The sequence below is a fragment of the Halorhodospira halochloris genome (assembly GCF_002356555.2).
In the GTDB taxonomy this organism is placed as follows: Bacteria; Pseudomonadota; Gammaproteobacteria; order Nitrococcales; family Halorhodospiraceae; genus Halorhodospira; species Halorhodospira halochloris.
Window position 1 is genome coordinate 65447 of sequence record NZ_AP017372.2, and the last position, 19368, is coordinate 84814.

Consider the following 19368-nt stretch of genomic DNA (forward strand, 5'->3'; position numbering starts at 1 on the left):
CTTTCCTAATTGGCTCACAGGACACCTTTAACCCTCCCTGAGCCAATGGGCTGCCCCGGTGTGGAGCACGCCGTCAATCCATCTCTGGAGGCTTCAGTGCGCTATCTCTGGTGCCAAGACCTCCACACCGGGACAGCCCATTGGCTCGGGGGGAGATTTCGAATGCCTAAAGGGACATTTCACTTCTGGATAATGTTAATGTTACTAGTTAACGGGGGGATTGCTAAGTTGGTTAAGGTTATAGGGGGGCAGAGTGGGATCTGCAAGTGAAACACCCAAGGAAGCCGAGGCCTTAAAGGAGTTGTCGGTAGATCAGCTCAGGCCTGGCATGTACGTGCATGACCTAGGTGTTCCGTGGGTATTTCACCCATTCCTCTACAACCGCTTTTTCCTCGACCGTCAAAGCATCGATCGGCTGCGCAAGCTGGGGATACAGCGGATTGTTGTCGATACCTCGCATGAACAGCATGATGAGAAACCAGCCGCACCGCCTACCAAGGATTATGCCCAAAGAGGGACTGCCCAAGAGACGGATAAACATGCCGGCAATCAGGTCAGGGCTATTACCAAGGAGGCTCGCTCATTCGTCAAAGGCATGATCGAGCAAGCGCGCGCCGGTCAGGCGATTGATCACAGTGATGTGGAAGCGGTGAGTGATTCACTGTTTTCGGCGGTTACCTCCCATCGCTCGACCATGTTCGCCTTTGGCAGGATCCGCTCGCGGGATAACTATACGTACCAGCACTGTGTAAACGTCTCCGTGCTCTTGATGGCGTTCGCCGAACATATCGGCATGGAGCACGATCACGTGCGTCGCATCGGGACTGCGGGGCTTCTCCACGATATTGGCAAGGCACTGATACCTGAAGAAATTGTCAAAAAGCCGGGTAAATTGACCGAAGCTGAATATAAAATCATGAAGACCCACGTCCGCCAAGGAGTGGCTGTGCTCCAGGATAGTGACGGGATACCGCCGCTTGCCATTGAGCTAACCGCCACCCACCATGAGCGGATGGACGGTGGTGGTTATCCTAATGGCTATGACGCGAGTAAGCTCTCTGCCGAGTCTCGAATGATAGCTATGGTTGATGTTTACGATGCGCTGACCGCCGTTCGCCCCTATCATAATGGTAGCCCTCCTACCCAGGGGCTGCACTTTATCCTCAACCAGGCCGGGCATTTTGATCGCCAACTCTGCGAGCGATTTGTGCGCTGTGTCGGGGTCTATCCGCCGGGTAGCCTGGTGCGGCTTAGTTCGAACGAGCTGGCGGTAGTTTTGAACGTGAAGGAGGGTAAATCGCTATTGCCCGTGGTGCGCATTGTCTACGATATTAAACGCGATAAGATGTATCATCCGCCCCGGGTAGTTGATCTTGCGGGTAGCAGAGCCAATCTTCGGATTGAATCTTATGAATCACCGGAACGCTGGCCGGTGCCGCCGGAGTTGTATTTAACTGATTGATTATACGACCTAAGCGTAAGCGTTGCTGAATCAGCTCTGGCAATGCGCTGAATTAGAAGGCAAGGGGCAACGCTTAGCTGTTCAAGTTTGAGGTTGTCGGTGAAACTATGCTGAAGAGTGAGAATCCACTACCTAATGCTTGGTATTGGTTAGTAGGGGCTGCGGCAATGGTCGTGGTTCTTGCGGCCATGCAGGAGGTCTCTTCCATTCTAAACCCTCTGCTACTGGCAGCCTTCCTGGCGATTGCCTCAGCGACTCCACTTAATTGGATGCAGCGCCAGGGTGTCCCCGCTCCGCTAGCTGTACTAGTTCTGTTTCTTATTATCGGCATGTTCTTCTTCTTGATCTTTCTTGCCTTGCGGGGGGCGGTGGAGACCATGGCGGCGCAGGCGCCGCAGTACCAGGCCCATATCGGGGCCCTATTCGGCGAGTTACGCGAATATCTTGTCGGCTTGGGGGTGCCGCCAGAGGCCCTGCCTGATACCCTACCGCTGCCCGCAGTCGGGACCTTTGCTGATGCCGCAGCCACCATAGCCGGCGGCCTGACCCAGTTTACGGCAGCGACCTTCCTGGTGTTGCTGGCGTTTATGTTCTTGTTGCTCGAAGAGAGCACGTTACCCGGCAAATTCAACGCTGCATTCCCGCGCAGCCGGCGGACCCGGGTCAGGATGCGCCGCTTTATGCAGGCCGTTGATCGCTACATCTTCATTAAGAGCGCAACCAGCCTAGGTACCGGCGTGGTGGTAGGGATTGGCCTGTTTGTGATCGGTGTCGATTTCCCGGTTTTGTGGGGCATCCTGGCCGGACTGCTCAACTTCGTGCCGACTGTCGGCTCATTTATCGCTGCTGTACCTGCGGTTTTGGTAGCTTTGGTTGGCGGCGGCTGGGTTGAGGCGATTATGGCTGTGGCACTCTATGTTGCGGTCAACGTCACCGTAGGCAGTATCCTTGAGCCGCGCTTAATGGGACGCAGCCTCGGACTATCGCCGCTAGTAGTGTTGATCTCGTTGTTGGTCTGGGGCTGGGTCTTCGGCCCTGTAGGTATGCTGCTCTCCATACCTCTGACCATGATCGCCAAACTCGCTCTTGAGGCGCAGCCAGCGACACGATGGGTTGCGGTTATGCTCAGTGATAGGGCTGACTAGCTTTCTCGCTTGCGGCTTTGTTTGGCCAGACATTCAAGCTGCTTACGTGGCACCTTCATCCCCTCTTGGGGGGGTATTGGCAAGAACTCATCGGGCACTAAGAATGCTGCTAGGCGTTCTCGCAGCCAGGCTTTGAGCTCTTCCTCAGGGGGTATGTGGTTGTGTGAGTCGACGAAGGCCACCGGACGATGGCCGTATTCATCGTCCGGTCTTGCCACAACAACGGCTTCGCGAATCGCCGGATGGCGGCGCAGCTCCAGTTCAATGCTCTCGGGCTGAATGTTTTCACCGCCACTGATGAACTGATTGTCTTTGCGACCGATTATTGCCAGCCCCGCACCTAGCCACCTGCCCAGATCACGGGTGGCAAACCAGCCTTCGTGGTCGGTGGCGGAGCGGATCTCGCCGTTGCGCAAATAACCCAGAAAGAGCGTCTCACCTCTGACCATGATCTCGCCATCGGCGGCCAGAGTCAGTTCGCGATAGGGGAGAATATGAGCTCGCCCTTGAGGGTCGTGGGTTAACACCTGAGAGGCCATTTCAGTCAGCCCATAGCTGAGATAGCAGGGTAACTGATGTTGCCTCGCCTGCTCGAGCAGAGTTTCTGCTACCGGCCCGCCGCCGAGAAGAATGCAGCGCAACTCAGGCAGGTCAATATCGCGTTGTTCGAGCAAGCGGCGTAACTGTGTGGCCACCATCGAGATGTGACTTATGCTGTGCCGCTCGAGGAATTTGGCATCTTCTGCCCGTCCCCCCAATACCATCGTTGCCCCTGACTCGAGGCAGCGCATGATGATTGCAAGCCCGCCGACATGGTTTAAGGGGAGACTTAGCAGGTAGCGATCGCCAGCTACCAAAGGAATTAGTTGTTGCGAGCCTTGGGCGCTACGAACATAGTTAGCGTAGCTATGCACCGCGACGCGTGGCCGGCCGGTCGAGCCCGAGGTCAGGATGCCAGCGCAAGGGGTGTTAGCCCGGAAGAAGAGCTGCTCTGCCAGCGCCGCTTCCCGCTCGCTGGGGCTGGCCAGGCCAGCAGTTGGGATACTGGATGATTGAGCCGGCAGCGCCCCTGGTTCAGGGATATAGAGCCCAATTTTATGCTCGCTGAGCATCTCCTGCAGGCCTGCCTCAGGTGTGCGCTGGCCTACCGGTAGTGCAATACCACCAGCGCGCAATACCGCTAGCCAGTCGATGACACCTTGCTGGCTGGTGGTTACCCTCAGGGCCGTCCATTGTTGCTCGCTTACCCCGTGTTGTTGAAGTTGCCTGGCACGCTCGCTAACCATCTGGTCTAGATCGCTGAAGCTTAATCGATCAGTGACATTAATAAGCGCCGTGTTATTGCCAAATAAACGGGCAGCACGGGACAACCTGCACTCAATTGCTGATTCTCTGCTCATTACAACCAACGTCCAAGATAGGTAAGCTCGGTTGGGCTGATAATCGGTTTTTGGTCATGTCCGGATTGGCTACGCAGCGGTTCTATAAGGCAGACTGGCCAAGCATCAAAGGTTCCCAAGCCTTGATAGCCGCTTAACTGCCATAAAGCACAAAGTCGGGCGTATAGGTCCAGAGTCAGATTGCTCTCGAAGGCCGCACTTAGAACAATTTGACGCTGCGCGGCGCTGGCTGTCTCCAGCCAAGCCAGGGTTCGGGCTAGGCCGGTAAGCATGGGCTTGATCACCAGCGCCTTAAGGCCCGGAGTATGCAGGTCGGCTTCTGGGTACTCGCGGATCGTCTCATCCCAAGCAAAAGGTACTGCTAGGTGGCTTGTCCAGTTACGGTAGCAGCTGCCTGCAAGTAGCGGCTCTTCTACATAGTCGATGCGTTGAGCTGGAATGGAACCGCAGACCTGCTCGGCCTGCTCTAAGGTCCAAGCCCTGTTAGCGTCAAGACGCAGTTTGACGTGAGAAGGTAGCTTGTCGTGGATTAAGCGCAGCTTATCAATATCTTCAGCAACGGAGTGGCGTCCCACCTTGACTTTTAGACAGGTTAAATCAGCCGCTAAACCAGCTAGCTCAGCATCAGCGCCATCTATCTCGCCCTGCTGTGAGGGGTCGATAAGACTGCACAGCTTGACACGCTGTGCCGCGGGCAGCTTATGCAGGGCCTGCAGGCGACCGGCCTCAATGGCGAAGCGGGCAGCCGCCGGCAGATCCGCAAGACCTGCCGGTGCCACTTCATCTACTGTCCGCGCGGCCGCATCTTGAGCAAGCCAGGTTTCACAAGCTTGCCGGCACTCCTTCAGCCCTTCTGGGCTGAAGCCAGGTAGCGGTGCCACCTCTGACCAAAACCGCCGGCCATCATGAAGATGCCAGAGGAGTATTATGCCGTGCCTTTCGGCAACGGGCGCCGGCGGTTGGAGGGGGATGCAATACTCCCAGACCTCGATACTACTAATATGACTTGCTGAAGGGCTTGGCAATGGGTTCATAGGCCAGATAGGCTGGGCCACCCATCGCTGCTGAGGTGGTGGCCCAAGCAGAGTTCATGGATTGCGGGTAAAGCGATTGAAATCGGGATTGCGCTTTTCAACGTAGGCGTTACGCCCTTCTTGACCTTCTTCTGTCATGTAAAACATTAAGGTGGCATTGCCGGCGAGTTCTTGAATTCCAGCCTGGCCGTCAACGCCGGCGTTAAACGCCGATTTAAGCGCGCGCAAAGCCAACGGCGAATGCTCCAGGATGCGCCTGCTCCAGTCTACTGTTTCTTTCTCCAGATCCGATAGCGGCACTACAGTGTTGATCAGGCCCATGTCGAGCGCTTGCTGAGCGTCGTATTGTCGGCACAGGTACCAGATCTCACGCGCCTTTTTCTGACCGACGATACTGGCCATGAAGCTTGCCCCAAATCCGCCGTCGAACGAGCCAACCCGTGGTCCAGTTTGGCCGAAGCGGGCGTTATCGGCAGCGATAGTCAGATCGCAAACCAGGTGTAGAACATGGCCGCCACCGATTGCGTAACCCGCGACCATAGCTATGACGGGCTTCGGGCAAGAGCGGATCTGGCGCTGTAGATCAAGTACATTCAGGTGATGGGTGCCACTTTCATCTTTATAGCCTGAATCGCCGCGGACCTTCTGGTCTCCCCCTGAGCAAAAGGCCAAATCACCCTGGCCGGTTAGGATGACAACGCCGATCTGCGCATCGAAACGGGCATCGGCCAAGGCCTGTTGCATCTCCATAACCGTGCGGGGGCGGAAGGCATTACGTACCTCCGGGCGGTTGATAGTAATCTTAGCGATACCTTCAGCCTTGTGGTAGCAGATGTCTTCATATCCAGATGAGTGGTCTTGCCATTGTGCGGCAGGAACAATAGAACTTTTGGCGTCATCGCTCATATGCTTGAACTCACTGATGAGGGGTGAATGTTACTGAGCAGAGAGTGAATCTCTTGGGCAACCTGCTCAGGCTCTTCAGCGTGGCAGTTATGCCCGACTCCAGGCAATTTGGCAAGTCGTAGATTAGAGATAACTGCCTTGAGCTCCGTGCCGATGGCAGAAAACTTTTCATCCTTGCCACCGGCTATGTATGCAATCGGGATCTCCAGCTTGCGTAACACATCGTGCATCTGTGGTTGCCTGGCGAGGCTTCCACCGCGGAGCACGGCGGCTAGATGGCAAGGGTTATGCCGGGCGCGTCGGCTGATCAAATGGGCTCTTTGCTGCTCGTTGAGTGATTTGAAAACTGGTTGCCGGTACCATTGATCGAGCACCTCCGGCCACGGGCCCTGCTCAAAGCGCTGCGCCCAAGACTCATCGTGGGCGCGGCGTTGGCTACGCAGTAGGCTATCATCAAGGCCCGGGTGGGCGCCCTCTAGGATAAGCGAGTCAATGCGTTTACGAGGGCCGTTGGGCAACGGGGTATCTGTGCATAACGGCTGCTCTGCTAGCAGCACCTGTTGTCGCGCGATCTCCATAGCCAGCCGACCGCCGAGTGAGTAGCCAACGAGGGCGAAGCAATCAGGTAGGTCAGTATTTATCTGGTCCCACAGTTCAGCTGCCAAGCCGGGGAAATCAGCAGCCTGGGGAGGGGCGCCGGCGTGGCCAGGGAGGCTGGGTGCGAGGCAGTGATAGGAGTCGGCAAGCCTAACAGCCACCTCCTCCCACTCTTGGGGATCACCAAGAAAGCCGTGGAGCAGGAGGATCGCTGGCTTGCTTGGGTCTCCCCAGCTTAGCACTCCGGTGCCGCCTCCAAGCTGCGCATTAGTTCGCCCAATCGGTCGCAGCCCTGTTGGGGTGGGCAGGCAACTTCGATAACTGTTGCCCCAGGGGTTTGGCAAGCCTTGCGGTACGCCTGACGAAGTCGATTAGCGTCCGCGCACAGGTGGTAGGGAAGCCGGAATTGCGCAGCGGCATGCTCAAAGCTGAAGCCGTGCGGCATCCGAAAGAGCTGCTTGTGGCTCTCGCCCTGGCCGCGCGCCGGGAGCATATCGAATATGCCGCCACCATCGTTATTGAGCACAACAATCGCCAATGGGTGCTCAGCCGCGGCGGCTAAGGCCAGGCTGTTCAAATCGTGTAGGGCTGACAGATCACCGATGACTAGGGTTACGCCTGCCGGATGGCGGGCGGCGTGACCAGCCGCGGTGGCGATAAGCCCGTCAATACCGCTGGCGCCGCGCTGAGTGATGCAGGGATTGCCGTGTCTAGGTGTAGCAAGCAAATCAAAAAGTCGGATGGCTAAACTGTTACCCGGGAAAAGGGCCATCTTTTTCGGCAGTTCGGTAGCAATGATATGGCTGGCCACTAGCTCGTCGAAACCCGATTCATGGTCCCCCTCAGTACTAATTTCAGCACTACCTTCCCTGGGCGCCTTATCGGCTTTGCTCAGGCGCGGCAACGTTATGCCCCTTACTTGACCGATTGCCTTGTCAAGATTGGCGATGGGGGGCTGCTCTGGCGGCTCAATACTGGCGCAGAAGCTTACTATGTCGGCCTGTATTGGCTTAGCTCGCCAAGCAGGATCGAGATAGTCATTGCGCGGGCTAACAAGGTAGTGTTCGGCATTTGTGTAGGTGAGCCATTGGGCGATCCGCTTGCCAGTTAGCCGACCGCCAAATTGCCATATCTGATGCGCCGCGTTGAGGGCTTCACGTCCACAGGTGGTAGCCAGCAACAGTTCACTGCCGCCGATAACGCAGGGGTGCTCGAGCAGGCGCAGTTGGCTGGAGATGTCCGCCAAGATAGGTATAGAAGCGCGCTCAGCGCAATTTAGGACTGCCTGCGCTTGTTCATCGTCAAGCGAACCGGCGACAAACAGCAGGGGTGGCCGGATCTCTACCTGGGGATCCTGGTGTGGCGCAGCTGCTGGCCGCGGAGCTGGGCTAGGGAGCTGCTGTTGCCAGGCGTGTTCGTCTATCGCCTCGCCACCACCGTAGAGGGGTTCACGGAACTGGACATTGATGTGAACTGGGCCGCCATCGGCGGGATCGCGGGCACGCTCGAGCGCGCTGTCAATTCGCCGAGCGAGCCACAGCGGCCCTAGTCGGTCATCGGGGGGCGGTAGATTGAGCGAAGCTCGCGCCTGTGGGGCAAATAGTTCAACCTGATCAATGGCCTGGTTTGCACCGCAGTTAAGAAGCTCAGGCGGGCGATCAGCAGTTAGTGCGATAAGGGGCAGATAACTGTGTCTTGCTTCGGTAAGCGCTGGATAGAGGTTCGGGACAGCCGTCCCAGAGGTGGTGATAACCGCGCACGGCCGCCCCGTTTGTCGGCTCAACCCGAGGGCGTAGAAGGCCAGCCCACGCTCATCGAAGTGGGTATGGATGCGCAGCCTTGGTTCGGCTTTGCTCATTCGCCCGGCGGCTAAGGCCAAGGGAGCGCTGCGACTGCCGGGGGCTATACACACATCCCTTACGTCGTGGGCGAGGAGGCGATTAACAATGGAGTCGGCCCAGGCGGCATTGAGATCGTAAAGCGCCTCATCCATGGTTCAGGTCAGCCCTCCACCGCGGCGAGGAAAGACTCGATCTTCGCCTCAAGCTCTTGCCACTCGGCCTCTGGGTCGGAACCCTCGACAATGCCTACTCCGGAGTAACACCAGGCCCTGTCTTCAGCAACGAGGGCAGAGCGGATGGCAACGGCTAGCTCCGATGAGTGTGGGGACACTACCCCGATCACTCCGCTGTACCAGCCGCGCTGGACACTCTCGTGCCGGGTTATTAAGTCATGCGCTGCATGCCGTGGGAAACCACATACCGCCGGGGTAGGATGGAGGGCGCGGAGCAACTCTAGATCACCGACATGCTCTTTTAGTTTGGCACGGATTGGCAAATGCCGATGCTGGATGCGGTCGAGCTTTAGCACCCCGGCCTTTTGCGGAGCGCTAGTGCTGACTACCCAGGGGGCTAATTCGCCTTCTATGTAACGAGTAACCCAATCATGTTCGCGGACCAATTTCGAGTCGTTGCGCAGTGATTCTTCCAGCTTCAGGTCTTCATCAGGGGTTTCGCCGCGGCGCACTGTGCCAGCCAGAGACTCGGTAAGGACATCGCGCCCGTCACGGCGAAAGAGTCGCTCTGGGGAGCAGCCCATAAAGACGCGATCGGCATGTTCTATGGCAAACGAAAAACTGCCGGGGCTAATCTGTTGCCAGCGTCTCAGAGTGGCGAAAGGCGATAATTTGCCCGCTAAACGCAGTTCTACCTGTCGGGCCAGAACCGCCTTATGGATATCGCCTTGAGATATTTCACTGAGTATATCGCTGATATGCGCCTTACAGGACCCATAATCTAGCTCATCAAGGCGTTGTACAACCTCCACCCCGGAATCGAGGTAATCCTCGCTAGATACCGGAATAAGCTTGTTCAGCAAGGAGATGAGCTCGCGTCTCTGCAGCGCTAGTTCATCCTCAGTCATGGCGAAAAGATTAGCTGCCAGCCGCAGCGTGCCTTTTTCGCGACGGATCTCTACGGCTGGCAATAAGGCTAGTGCTGCAGGGAAGCCTTGCCAGTGGGCGCGTCCCGGGGCCTCGTCAAAGGCGAAGGCACAAATCAGGCTAGAGCTGGCCTGGGCAGCAAGCTCGTGGGCGCGGCTCAATAGGCTCGCAAAGTCGTCCGCGCTGTGGGCTTGGAATTGAATAGCGCTGCCGATGCCGCCGATCTCCAAGCGCTGCTCGCGGTCACTCCAGTAACTACGCGGTTGCCAGTGGTTGTAGTGAAGCCACGTGAGCACATCCAACTCAGGGATGATTTGACAGCAGCGGTGGAGGGTGCCAGGGCGCAACTGCCAAGCGCGCACCTGGTCAATTAGGCGCGACAAGGCATGTGACCAAGCCGCCTCGGTCGAGATGCTATCTGCAGCACCTCGGCTGTGCGCGGAAGCTACAATCGTGTTGGCGCATTGAGGGATATGAGACATTACACCACAAAACTATGTTCTAAGAGCACAGTGCGCGTTAATCCCAAGTGCCTCGCTCAGTGGATTCATCCTCCCTTTGCCACAGAGCGACGCCTTTGGGCGAACCTGTCCGTCAACGCGGTCATGCGCGAGATACGATCGCTGGCCTCTTGGAGGCGCTGATCGGTATTGTGCGACTCTTGGGTGACCTGGGCCGACACGTGTTCGATATTAGATACACTGCGCGAAATCTCGTTAGCTGTAGCACTCTGCTGTTCGGTCGCGGTAGCGATTTGCCCGGTCATGTCGCGGATCTCCTCCACAGCGGAGTGGATTTGCTCCAGAGCAGAATTTGACTCTCTAGCGTATTCCAAGGTTTGCTCTGCACGCTGAGTACTCTCGTGCATTGCCTTAACTGCCTGCGCCGAACCCTGCTGTAGGGACTCAATTATACCTTCAATCTCCTGAGTTGACTGAGAGGTTTGGCCGGCTAACTTGCGTACCTCTTCGGCGACGACGGTAAAACTCCGCCCAGCCTCTCCTGCCCGAGCCGATTCAACCGAGGCGTTGAGTGCGAGCAGGTGAGTCTGCTTGGTTATCTTGTTGATAAGCGAAGAGGCCTTGCTTATTCGTTCTGCCTCGCTGTCAACGCGGTTAATGATCTCCGAGGCATTCTCTATGTCGCGGACCAAGGCGCGGACCGCCTCTGTGCTTTGCTCGACAGTCCTTTTGCCGCGGTCGGTCTCCTCACGCGCCCGCTGAGTAGTATCCGCAGCTGCAGCGGCGTTGCGCGCTACTTCGTCTACGGTAGAGCTCATCTGCTCCATAGCGGTGGCTACGCTGCGGGTCTCGTCACTTTGATTTTGCGCTTCCTCACGCACTGTCTGCATAGCTTCGGCGACGCCTTGCATATGACGCTTGAGGCCCTGTGAATCGTCGCCAAGGCGTTTGGCAACGGCCTCAATCTCCGTGCTCAAATAGAGCTGTACTAATCCAAGCGAGCTACCCTCGTTGTTACTTGCGAGAAAGACCTCTTCACCGAGGGGGTCGTCAAGCATCTGTTTGGCTTGTCTATGGGCGCGGAGCATCTGGCTGAGCGCCGGCGCTACGCTGCCAGCATATACAAGTATGGCCAGGGTTGCCAATGAGAGCTGCACGGCGCTGGATACAGGCAATATTACCGCCCCTAACACGGCAAGGGCCCCGGCCACCTGTCCGCCAAAGAGCAACCTCGTCGAACTGATGCGCTGGCTGCCGCGAGTCAGCCCTTCGGGGATTTCGCCCTGATCAGGTTCGGCACTACGGATCTTTTGGTAGATTTTTTCGGCCCGCTCAATTATCTTCTGATCGGCCACACGCTGACGAACCGACTGGATCTCGGTGATTTCACCGCGCTCATTGAGGATCGGTGTCGCGTAGGCATGGACCCAGTAATGATCGCCATTTTTGCACCGGTTTTTGACTAATCCCATCCACGATTGGCCGGAGCTAAGCCGCCGCCACATCTCACGAAACACCGCCCGGGGCATGTCGGGATGGCGGATTACGTTATGCGGCTGGCCAACCAATTCCTCCGGCTGGTAGCCGCTGATCTTTACGAAATCCTCGTTGATATAGCGTATCTTGCCTTTAGGGTCGGTCGTGGAAAGGATGTTGGCCCCCTTCCAGACAGTTACTTGGCGTTGCGTTACCGGCTCGTTGACGCGCATGGGGCTCTCCTAGGGAGGTGCTGGGCCCTCACAAAAGATCGTGGCGATGCTCAAAGCAGCCATTACCGTTTTTCAGGCGATACTGCATTGACATCGCATGATTATACGTTTTAGTGAAGACGAAGTCACCGCAGCTCTTTAATCGAAATCAAGATAAGTATATTCCGCAGCAAACCCGGCAAACCCGGCCCACTCAATCATGGCTGTGTGCTTATACCAGTCGTCGCCATAGTGCATCAGCCAGACTCGCGAGCGCAGTCCTTTATCCAGTGAGCTTAGCTCTTCGACCGAGGCGTGGAGCCCCCCAGTGAAACCCTGTGCGTCGTGGAAAATCGCCTCCAGATCAAACCTTTGATCGAGCTCAGCAAGCAGCTCAGGATCAAACTTGGTGTCACCGCTGAAGAAGATCCGCTCATCGATCAGGATGCCGACACTGTATGCTGCCTCTTGCCAGGTTCGGGCCTGCTCTGGTAGGTGGTTGGTGCGGATGAGTTTGATATTCAACGTACCCAAATCCAGCTCGCCAGCATTCCGTGGCAGGTCTGCGCGTTTGCACGGTCGCTCTATCTGCCAGAAGTCCTCGAGCTCCAAAAAACGGTTATCGACTACTTCGTTGTAGGCGCACCCACCGCGCAGGCTCTCATGCCATAGCGTATCGCGGTAGTCATCTTCGAGGATCAGTGCGGGCTTTTTGTGGGCTATATAGCGCGAGCGTAACATCACCTCCTCAAGCCCGCCGATGTGATCGGCGTGGCTGTGGGTGACTAGAAAGTACCCAATATCAGTTGGGTCAACCATGCAGTCCCGAAGTCGAGGCGGGGTTTTTGGCCCGCAGTCGATGAGCAGACTGGTTTCACCCTTGAGCACCAACCAATTATTATTACCCAAGGTTTGGCTGAATGCTGCGCCGCAGCCCACCGGAAACAGGCTAAGTCGACCGTCTGTCTGCAGGCTTAGTGGTTGATTTTTAAGTGGGCGATGGCGCATGCTCAGTTAACCCCAATAAATTAGCCTATTAGCGATTATCCGCAAGGCGCTTTAGGAGGGCAAGTGAGTACACTCGACCAGGCTCTAATTGGCAACTGTGGTTACGCTGCGCTAATCAGCCGTCAGGCGGAAGTTACTTGGGCTTGCTTGCCGCGCTTTGACGGTGATCCTGTCTTTTGCTCGTTGCTCGGTTCGCCGCAGGCCGGTAGCGGTTACGGTCGCTTTGCGATAGAGCTCGAGCGGTTGGCGCGTAGCGAACAGGAGTATGTCCGCAATACAGCCATTACAGTAACGCGCCTATACGATGCCGATGGCGGTGCGGTGGAGGTCACCGATTTTGCACCCCGTTTTGAGCAGTTCGGCCGCACCTTCCGGCCTATGATGCTGATCCGCCGGGTGCGTCGCCTCGCCGGTTCGCCGTTGATCAAGATAGTGGTACGGCCGGTGTTTGATTACGGCAAGACCCGGCCATCTATAACCCAAGGCAGCAACCACGTCCGTTTTGTCGGCCCGGACGGTGTTCTGCGCTTGACTACCGACGCCTCGATTACGGCGATTGCCGATGAAACCTCATTCATACTCGAGGATGAGCTAACCCTAGTGCTCGGGCCCGATGAGACCCTCCCCCACTCGCCAGGTGAGACCGGCGCCCAATTCTACGAGCACACCTGTACCTATTGGCAGGAATGGGTGCGCAGCCTGGCCATTCCGTTTGAGTGGCAAGAGGCGGTTATCCGGGCCGCGATCACCCTTAAGCTCAATACCTTCGAGGATACTGGGGCGGTCATCGCCGCCGCCACAACTTCTATCCCCGAAGCTCCGGAAAGTGGCCGCAACTGGGACTATCGCTACTGTTGGCTGCGCGATGCCTACTTTGTGATCAATGCGCTCAATCGGCTTGGGGCGACCAAGACGATGGAGAACTATGTGCGCTACATCATCAATCTGGTCGCTACCAATAGCGAGAACGGACTGCGTCCAGTCTATCGCATCAACGGACGGGCCGATCTCCATGAGACAATCGCCGATTCACTGCCCGGGTATCGCAATATGGGCCCGGTCCGGGTCGGTAACCAGGCCTATGAGCAGCGCCAGAACGATGTCTACGGTTCAGCTATCTTGGCGACCGCACATCTGTTTTTCGACGAGAGGCTACGCCGGCGCGGCGATGAGTCGGTTTTTCGCCGCCTGGAAGAGCTCGGTGAGCAGGCAGTTGCGGTCTATTTAGATCCGGATGCAGGGCCTTGGGAGTTTCGCGGCTTTGAAAAGGTGCATACCTTTTCTACGGCGATTTGCTGGGCAGCGGCTCGGGTGCTGGGGGCGATAGCCGACAAGCTCGGTTTCGGTGAGCGTGCGCAGTACTGGCGGTCAAGGGCCGAAGAGATCGCCGAGGCGATCAAAGAACAAGCCTGGAACGAACAGCGCCAAAGCTATGTGGCGAGCTTCGGCGGCGACGATGTTGATGCAAGCCTCATGCTCCTTTATGAATGGGGCTTCCTGGAGGCTGGCGATCCACGTCTGGCCTCTACAGTCAAGGCGGTGGAGGAGGAGTTGCGCACCGGTGATTTTCTCTATCGCTACGTCCATGAAGATGACTTCGGTCGCCCGCATACCGCCTTTATGACCTGCGCCTTCTGGTATGTTGATGCCCTAGCCGCGGTCGGCCGCGAAGACGAGGCGCGGCGGATGTTTGAACGGTTGCTCGAAAGTCGCAATCATGTTGGCCTGCTCTCGGAGGATATTGATCCACTAACTGGTGAGCTTTGGGGTAACTTCCCTCAGACCTACAGCATGGTGGGACTAATCAATTCGGCAATGCGGTTGAGTAAAAGCTGGGAGGAGGGGTTGTGAGCAAACTAGTAACTGTCTCTAACCGCGTAGCCTTACCAAGTCAGCTCCAGGCAGCTCAGGGGGGCTTGGCTGTTGGGCTGCGGGCAGCCCTGGAGGATTCCGGCGGTGTCTGGTTTGGGTGGGATGGCGGAATCGACGAGAAAGTTAGCGGGCCGCGGGAGCCTCAGGTTCAGGAACACAATGGGGTGCGCTATGCTACTTTGCGCTTGAGCCGAGAAGAGTACAATCTTTACTACCTGGGCTTTGCCAATCAGGTGCTCTGGCCACTGTTCCATTACCGCATGTCATTCGTGCACTGCAACAATGCCCGCCTGGAAGGCTACTGGCGCGTAAATAGGCTCTTTGCTGAGCGCCTACCAGCCCTGCTCGAAGGAGATGAGCTGATTTGGGTCCATGACTACCATTTCATTCCGCTCGGTGAGTTGCTGCGCGAACAGGGCGTAACCGCGCCGATCGGCTTCTTTCTGCATACCCCCTTTCCGCCCTGGGATATACTCCGCGCCTTGCAGGATTACGAGACCTTCCTGCGCGCTATGTGCCGTTATGATCTGGTCGGCTTTCAGACAGCCATTGATCGGGACAATTTCCTCGAGTGTCTGCGTCATCTTGATCCGCAGCCTGCAGCGCTGCCCCAAGCTGAGGTCTTTCCGATCGGGATAGATGTCGATCAGGTTGCCAATGCTGCCCGCCGCGGCTTCAACTCCCAGCAGGGACGACGACTGGAGCAGAGCCTGCGCGATCGGCGGCTAGTTATCGGCGTCGATCGGCTCGATTACTCGAAAGGGCTGCGCAACCGTTTTGAGTCCTATGAGTTGCTGCTGGAGAGCCACCCTGAACACCGCTCAGACGTCGTATATCTGCAGATCGCTCCGGTTTCACGGGGTGACGTGCCAGAGTATGAGGAGATTCGTCAGTACCTTGAGTACATGGCCGGCCATATCAATGGCCGCTTCGCCGAGTACGATTGGGTGCCGCTGCGTTATATCAACCGCGGTTTCCATCGCGCCAACGTCCTCGGCTTTTTGGCCCGTGCCCATGTCGGCCTGGTAACGCCGATGCGCGACGGCATGAACCTCGTCGCTAAGGAGTTCGTCGCCGCCCAGACTCCTGATAATCCGGGAGCCCTGGTCTTATCGATGCATGCCGGGGCGGCTGAGGAACTTGATGGGGCGATTAAAGTTAATCCCTATAATGTCGATGATGTGGTAACAGGGTTGCATAACGCCCTAACCATGCCGCTGAGTGAACGCCGTGAGCGCTGGGAGCAGATGATTGAGGCGTTGCGCCATAACGATATTCAACGCTGGCGGCTGAGCTTTGTCGATGCGCTGCAAAACGCTTATCGGACCCGAGCTACGGAGGTGCTTTGACTCGCTATCTGTTGGCTGACATCGGCGGTACCCATACACGCCTGGCTGAGTCAGAGCCAGGTGGTAGGCCGGTGGCGACCGAGCGATTCAACAACAGCGAGTTTACCGACGCCGCTGAGCTTTTCGTAACGCGTGCTGCGCGGCACGCACGTGAACATCCCGGCCAGGATTTGATCGTCGGCGCCGCCGTTGCCGGTCCCGTTACGGCTGGTAGGGCGCAGATGACCAATATCGACTGGGTTATAGATGCCGATGATCTAGCCTTAGCGACGGCATCGCAAGATGCGGTAGTGATCAACGATTATCAAGCCCTAGCGCGCTCGCTCCCTGAACTAACAAGCGATGATCTAGCGCCTATAAACGGTGCTGCCGAGAGTTTTCCCACGATTAGCGAACCGCTAGCGGTATTGGGCCCGGGAACCGGGCTCGGCGTTGCCGGGGCGATGCCGAGCTCATCCGGTTGGGCGGTTATTAGCGGAGAGGGCGGTCATGTAACCTTAGCTGCAGCCGATGATGAAGAGGCACAAGTTCTCTCTTACTTGCGCGCCGATCTGGGTCACGTCTCGGCAGAGTCGCTGTTATCTGGCAGCGGGCTGGAACGGCTGCATGAAGCACTCCATGGCGAGCGATTAGCGGCACCGCAAATCAGTAAAGCAGCCGATGCGCAGCAGTCTTCCGCCTTACGGACACTGGACTTATTCTTTCGATTCCTCGGAACTACCGCCGGCAATCTCGCCCTCACCTTAGGTGCGCGGGGTGGTATCTATTTGGCTGGTGGGATCCTCGCCAAACTGGGGCCAGAACGCGTAATCAACTCCAGGCTACAAGAGCGGCTCGTTGCTAAAGGCCGCTTTGCTGACTATTTGAGCCCGATCCCTGTCTACTTGATTAAAGACCCTGATTTTGCCGCCCTGCTCGGGCTCAGAGCCTGGTTGGACGATCTTGTTTGTGCGAGTCAGGGGGGGAGATGAGCAGAGATGAGCCAAGATAGCCAACTCCCGGCGGGAGCACCAATCCCCTCAGATGAAGAGCAGCGTCTGTGTGCCTTGTACGAATATCAGGTGCTTGATACCGGCCCGGAAGAAGAGTTTGATCGTATCACGCGGCTCTGCGCTTGGTTATTGGGGGTGCCGATCTCTTTTATCTCCTTGGTTGACCGGGACAGGCTGTGTGTTAAGTCGATATATGGCGCCGACTTTACCGAGGCCAACCGCGAGTCGTCCTTGTGTACCCATGTAGTTGGTGCCGGTCAGCCATTGATAGTGCATGATGCTAGTGTCGATAGCAGATTCAAGGACGCGCCTGTTGTGACTGCGGAGCCATACCTGCGTTTCTATGCCGCTGCGCCCCTGTTAATCCCAGAAGGTTACTCTCTTGGTACGCTCTGTATAGCCGACCGGGCCCCGCGCCGGTTGGGCAACGGGACTTTGGACGTTCTCCAGCAACTCGCCGCGGTAGTTGTTGATGAGTTAGAACTACGCGCTGCCAACAGGCGTCTGCATGCAGAGCAGTCAAGTGCCCATCACAAAACCCTGGAACTCTCCCGTCTGCAAGCCGAGCTAAGTCAAGCCAAGGAGGAGGCGGAACAGGCCAATCGTGCCAAATCTGAGTTCTTGGCCGGTATCAGTCATGAGCTACGTACTCCGCTAAACGCCGTGCTCGGCTTTGCTCAGGTTCTCGAGCAGGACACCGAGGGGCACCTCACAGCTTCCCAGGCTCGTTATGTCGAGCAGATCCTCAAAGGGGGGCGCAATCTTCTGAATCTAATCGATGAGCTGTTGGAGTTGGCGCGGATCGAGTCGAGTCGCGTCGATTTGCACGAACAGTGCTTTGAGATTGCCCCATTGCTGAGCGAATCTGTGCACATGCTTGAGGCGATGGCGCAAGAGTACGACGTAACGGTGCTGAATAAGGCAGGCGATGCCGCGCAGACGGTCTGTGCTGACCGTTCGCGGGTGCTGCAATTGGTGCAGAACTTGCTGACCAATGCCATCAAGTACAACAGGCCCGGCGGTTGGGTGACCATAGAAGTGCGCTCTGTGGCTTCAGTCTGGGTACGGGTAGTGGTGAGTGATTCTGGTATCGGCATCCCAGTGGCAAGACAGCGTGAGCTGTTTCACCCGTTCAACCGCTTGGGCCGGGAATCAACCGGCATAGAGGGGACCGGCGTCGGTTTGGCAGCGGCGCAGCGGCTGGTAGAACAGATGGGTGGGCAGATCAGCTTCTCAAGCGAGGAGGGGGTCGGCTCGGTCTTCTGGGTTGATCTGCCGCAGGCTTAAGTTAACCGAGAAAGTTCAAGTTTTTGCACTTATCCGCATTTGAGCATAGCAAACCCTGTTACGCCGGCGGCGGGCTAGTTAATCTGATGGCCAGCCTTGGCCAGGCCTTTGATGTACCTTCGCGCCACTACAATCCATTGGTCTTTGCCGGCGCCGGCGAGCTGGCAACCCGGTTGTGCCAGGCCCGCACAGTGGTGCTGTGGGTCGTAGATGGATTGGGTGATAGTGATCTGCGCAATCCGGTAGCTGGCGCGCTGGCGCGCGATCGTTTAACTGCCCTAGACTCGGTCTTTCCGGCTACCACTGCGGCGGCGATAACTACCTTTATGACCGGTATGGCACCACGCGAGCATGCGGTTACCGGCTGGTTTGTCTATCTCCATGAACTCGGTGCGGTAACCGCCTGGCTGCCCTTCGGGCCGCGGGTGGGTAAGGGGCAGTGGGCGCGTTTGCTGCCCGAATCAGTTGAATTGCTCAAGCGCGAGTCACTCTTTGATAGGATGCGTGCCGACGCCCATCTTATCCAGCCGAAGTGGCTGATCAATACCCCCTACAGTAAGGCTACACGGGGCAAGTTGACCCGTTGTCACGGCATTAACTCCCTGTCCGGTTTGGTTAAGCGCATTGGCACTATAGCGCGCTCCAGGTCGCGCTCACGCCGTCGCTTTGTCTACGCCTACTGGCCAGACCTAGACAGTCTGCGGCACCGCCACGGGGTGAACAGCCCCCAGGCCCAAGCCGAGTTTGAGCACATTGAGGCTGCCTACCGGCGTCTGCTGGGCATACTCGCGGGGACTGACAGCCTGCTATTGGTCACCGCCGATCACGGCCTGGTCGATACTGGCGATGATGCTGTTATTAAACTCGAGGATCATCCGGATCTAGCCGCGATGCTCGCCCTGCCCTTGTGCGGTGAACCGCGCGCTGCCTACGCCTATCTGCGACCAGGGACAGAGGCAGATTTCGACGCCTATGTCAGTGAACATCTTGGCGACGTCTGCGCTGCATTACCAAGCGCCGATATGCTCGCCTCGGGCTGGTTCGGGCCGGGTCCTGAGCACCCGCAATTGCGCCGGCGTATCGGTGACCGAGTGCTATTGCCGGCCTCCGGGTGGGTTATCAAGGATCGACTGCCGGGTGAGGAGCAGTTTAACCAGATCGGTGTGCACGGTGGTGGCAGTTACGCCGAACGGCAAGTGCCGCTGATCAGTCCTGTCCTCTAAACT

General features: G+C 57.3%; 15 protein-coding genes. 7 read left to right on the forward strand and 8 right to left on the reverse strand.

The window, feature by feature from the left end; translation table 11 throughout:
• Positions 1-253: 253 nt before the first annotated feature.
• Positions 254-1462, forward strand: a complete 1209-nt coding sequence (locus HH1059_RS00315) for a cyclic di-GMP phosphodiesterase (RefSeq protein WP_162549257.1) — start codon at positions 254-256, stop codon at positions 1460-1462.
• Between the two features lie 107 nt (positions 1463-1569).
• A complete protein-coding gene (locus HH1059_RS00320) occupies positions 1570-2607 on the forward strand; it encodes an AI-2E family transporter (RefSeq protein ID WP_096406973.1) in 1038 nt (345 codons plus the stop codon).
• On the opposite strand, the gene menE is transcribed toward HH1059_RS00320, so the two are convergent.
• The 8 genes from menE to HH1059_RS00360 all read right to left on the reverse strand — a co-directional run bounded on the left by menE (position 2604) and on the right by HH1059_RS00360 (position 12642).
• Positions 2604-4007 carry an o-succinylbenzoate--CoA ligase gene (gene menE / locus HH1059_RS00325; protein ID WP_096406976.1) on the reverse strand — a complete coding sequence of 468 codons (1404 nt, stop codon included), beginning with the start codon at positions 4005-4007 and terminating at the stop codon, positions 2604-2606. The genes HH1059_RS00320 and menE overlap by 4 nt on opposite strands.
• A complete protein-coding gene (gene menC, locus HH1059_RS00330; RefSeq protein ID WP_109962844.1) occupies positions 4007-5062 on the reverse strand; it encodes an o-succinylbenzoate synthase in 1056 nt (351 codons plus the stop codon). Before menC ends, menE begins: the two co-directional genes overlap by 1 nt.
• Positions 5063-5095: 33 nt before the next feature.
• Positions 5096-5947: a 1,4-dihydroxy-2-naphthoyl-CoA synthase gene (gene menB / locus HH1059_RS00335; RefSeq protein WP_096406981.1), complete on the reverse strand. Its 852-nt coding sequence runs from the start codon at positions 5945-5947 to the stop codon at positions 5096-5098.
• Complete coding sequence (menH, locus tag HH1059_RS00340; protein ID WP_096406984.1) at positions 5944-6786, reverse strand: 2-succinyl-6-hydroxy-2,4-cyclohexadiene-1-carboxylate synthase; 843 nt, start codon at positions 6784-6786, stop codon at positions 5944-5946. The genes menB and menH overlap by 4 nt, the downstream gene beginning before the upstream one ends.
• The gene (gene menD, locus HH1059_RS00345) at positions 6780-8537 is read right to left on the reverse strand and encodes a 2-succinyl-5-enolpyruvyl-6-hydroxy-3-cyclohexene-1-carboxylic-acid synthase (RefSeq protein ID WP_096406986.1); all 1758 of its coding nucleotides are present in this window, start codon (positions 8535-8537) and stop codon (positions 6780-6782) included. The genes menH and menD overlap by 7 nt, the downstream gene beginning before the upstream one ends.
• A gap of 8 nt (positions 8538-8545) precedes the next feature.
• Positions 8546-9967 (reverse strand): isochorismate synthase, encoded by a 1422-nt coding sequence (locus tag HH1059_RS00350; RefSeq protein ID WP_096406988.1) that lies wholly within the window; start codon positions 9965-9967, stop codon positions 8546-8548.
• Between the two features lie 65 nt (positions 9968-10032).
• On the reverse strand, positions 10033-11655 hold the full coding sequence (locus HH1059_RS00355; protein ID WP_096406991.1) for a methyl-accepting chemotaxis protein: 1623 nt from the start codon (positions 11653-11655) through the stop codon (positions 10033-10035).
• A 138-nt stretch (positions 11656-11793) separates the two neighbouring features.
• Positions 11794-12642, reverse strand: a complete 849-nt coding sequence (locus tag HH1059_RS00360) for an MBL fold metallo-hydrolase (protein ID WP_096406993.1) — start codon at positions 12640-12642, stop codon at positions 11794-11796.
• A gap of 63 nt (positions 12643-12705) precedes the next feature.
• On the opposite strand from HH1059_RS00360, the gene HH1059_RS00365 reads away from it, so the two are divergent.
• The 5 genes from HH1059_RS00365 to HH1059_RS00385 are packed head-to-tail and all read left to right on the forward strand — an operon-like array spanning position 12706 to position 19365.
• Positions 12706-14493, forward strand: a complete 1788-nt coding sequence (locus HH1059_RS00365; RefSeq protein ID WP_096406996.1) for a glycoside hydrolase family 15 protein — start codon at positions 12706-12708, stop codon at positions 14491-14493.
• Positions 14490-15863, forward strand: a complete 1374-nt coding sequence (locus HH1059_RS00370) for an alpha,alpha-trehalose-phosphate synthase (UDP-forming) (RefSeq protein ID WP_096406998.1) — start codon at positions 14490-14492, stop codon at positions 15861-15863. Before HH1059_RS00365 ends, HH1059_RS00370 begins: the two co-directional genes overlap by 4 nt.
• Complete coding sequence (locus HH1059_RS00375) at positions 15860-16834, forward strand: glucokinase (protein ID WP_162549259.1); 975 nt, start codon at positions 15860-15862, stop codon at positions 16832-16834. Before HH1059_RS00370 ends, HH1059_RS00375 begins: the two co-directional genes overlap by 4 nt.
• 6 nt (positions 16835-16840) lie before the next feature.
• Positions 16841-18142, forward strand: a complete 1302-nt coding sequence (locus HH1059_RS00380) for a GAF domain-containing sensor histidine kinase (protein WP_096407004.1) — start codon at positions 16841-16843, stop codon at positions 18140-18142.
• 23 nt (positions 18143-18165) lie between these two features.
• Positions 18166-19365 (forward strand): alkaline phosphatase family protein, encoded by a 1200-nt coding sequence (locus tag HH1059_RS00385; RefSeq protein ID WP_096407006.1) that lies wholly within the window; start codon positions 18166-18168, stop codon positions 19363-19365.
• Positions 19366-19368 lie beyond the last annotated feature (3 nt).

What these genes read in the sequence shown, in the direction of transcription:
- HH1059_RS00320 (WP_096406973.1), top strand. Translation starts at nt 1,570, where the DNA reads ATGCTGAAGAGTGAGAATCCACTACCTAATGCTTGGTATTGGTTAGTA.
- menE (WP_096406976.1), bottom strand. Translation starts at nt 4,007, where the DNA reads ATGAGCAGAGAATCAGCAATTGAGTGCAGGTTGTCCCGTGCTGCCCGT.
- menB (WP_096406981.1), bottom strand. Translation starts at nt 5,947, where the DNA reads ATGAGCGATGACGCCAAAAGTTCTATTGTTCCTGCCGCACAATGGCAA.
- menD (WP_096406986.1), bottom strand. Translation starts at nt 8,537, where the DNA reads ATGGATGAGGCGCTTTACGATCTCAATGCCGCCTGGGCCGACTCCATT.
- HH1059_RS00350 (WP_096406988.1), bottom strand. Translation starts at nt 9,967, where the DNA reads ATGTCTCATATCCCTCAATGCGCCAACACGATTGTAGCTTCCGCGCAC.
- HH1059_RS00355 (WP_096406991.1), bottom strand. Translation starts at nt 11,655, where the DNA reads ATGCGCGTCAACGAGCCGGTAACGCAACGCCAAGTAACTGTCTGGAAG.
- HH1059_RS00360 (WP_096406993.1), bottom strand. Translation starts at nt 12,642, where the DNA reads ATGCGCCATCGCCCACTTAAAAATCAACCACTAAGCCTGCAGACAGAC.
- HH1059_RS00380 (WP_096407004.1), top strand. Translation starts at nt 16,841, where the DNA reads ATGAGCCAAGATAGCCAACTCCCGGCGGGAGCACCAATCCCCTCAGAT.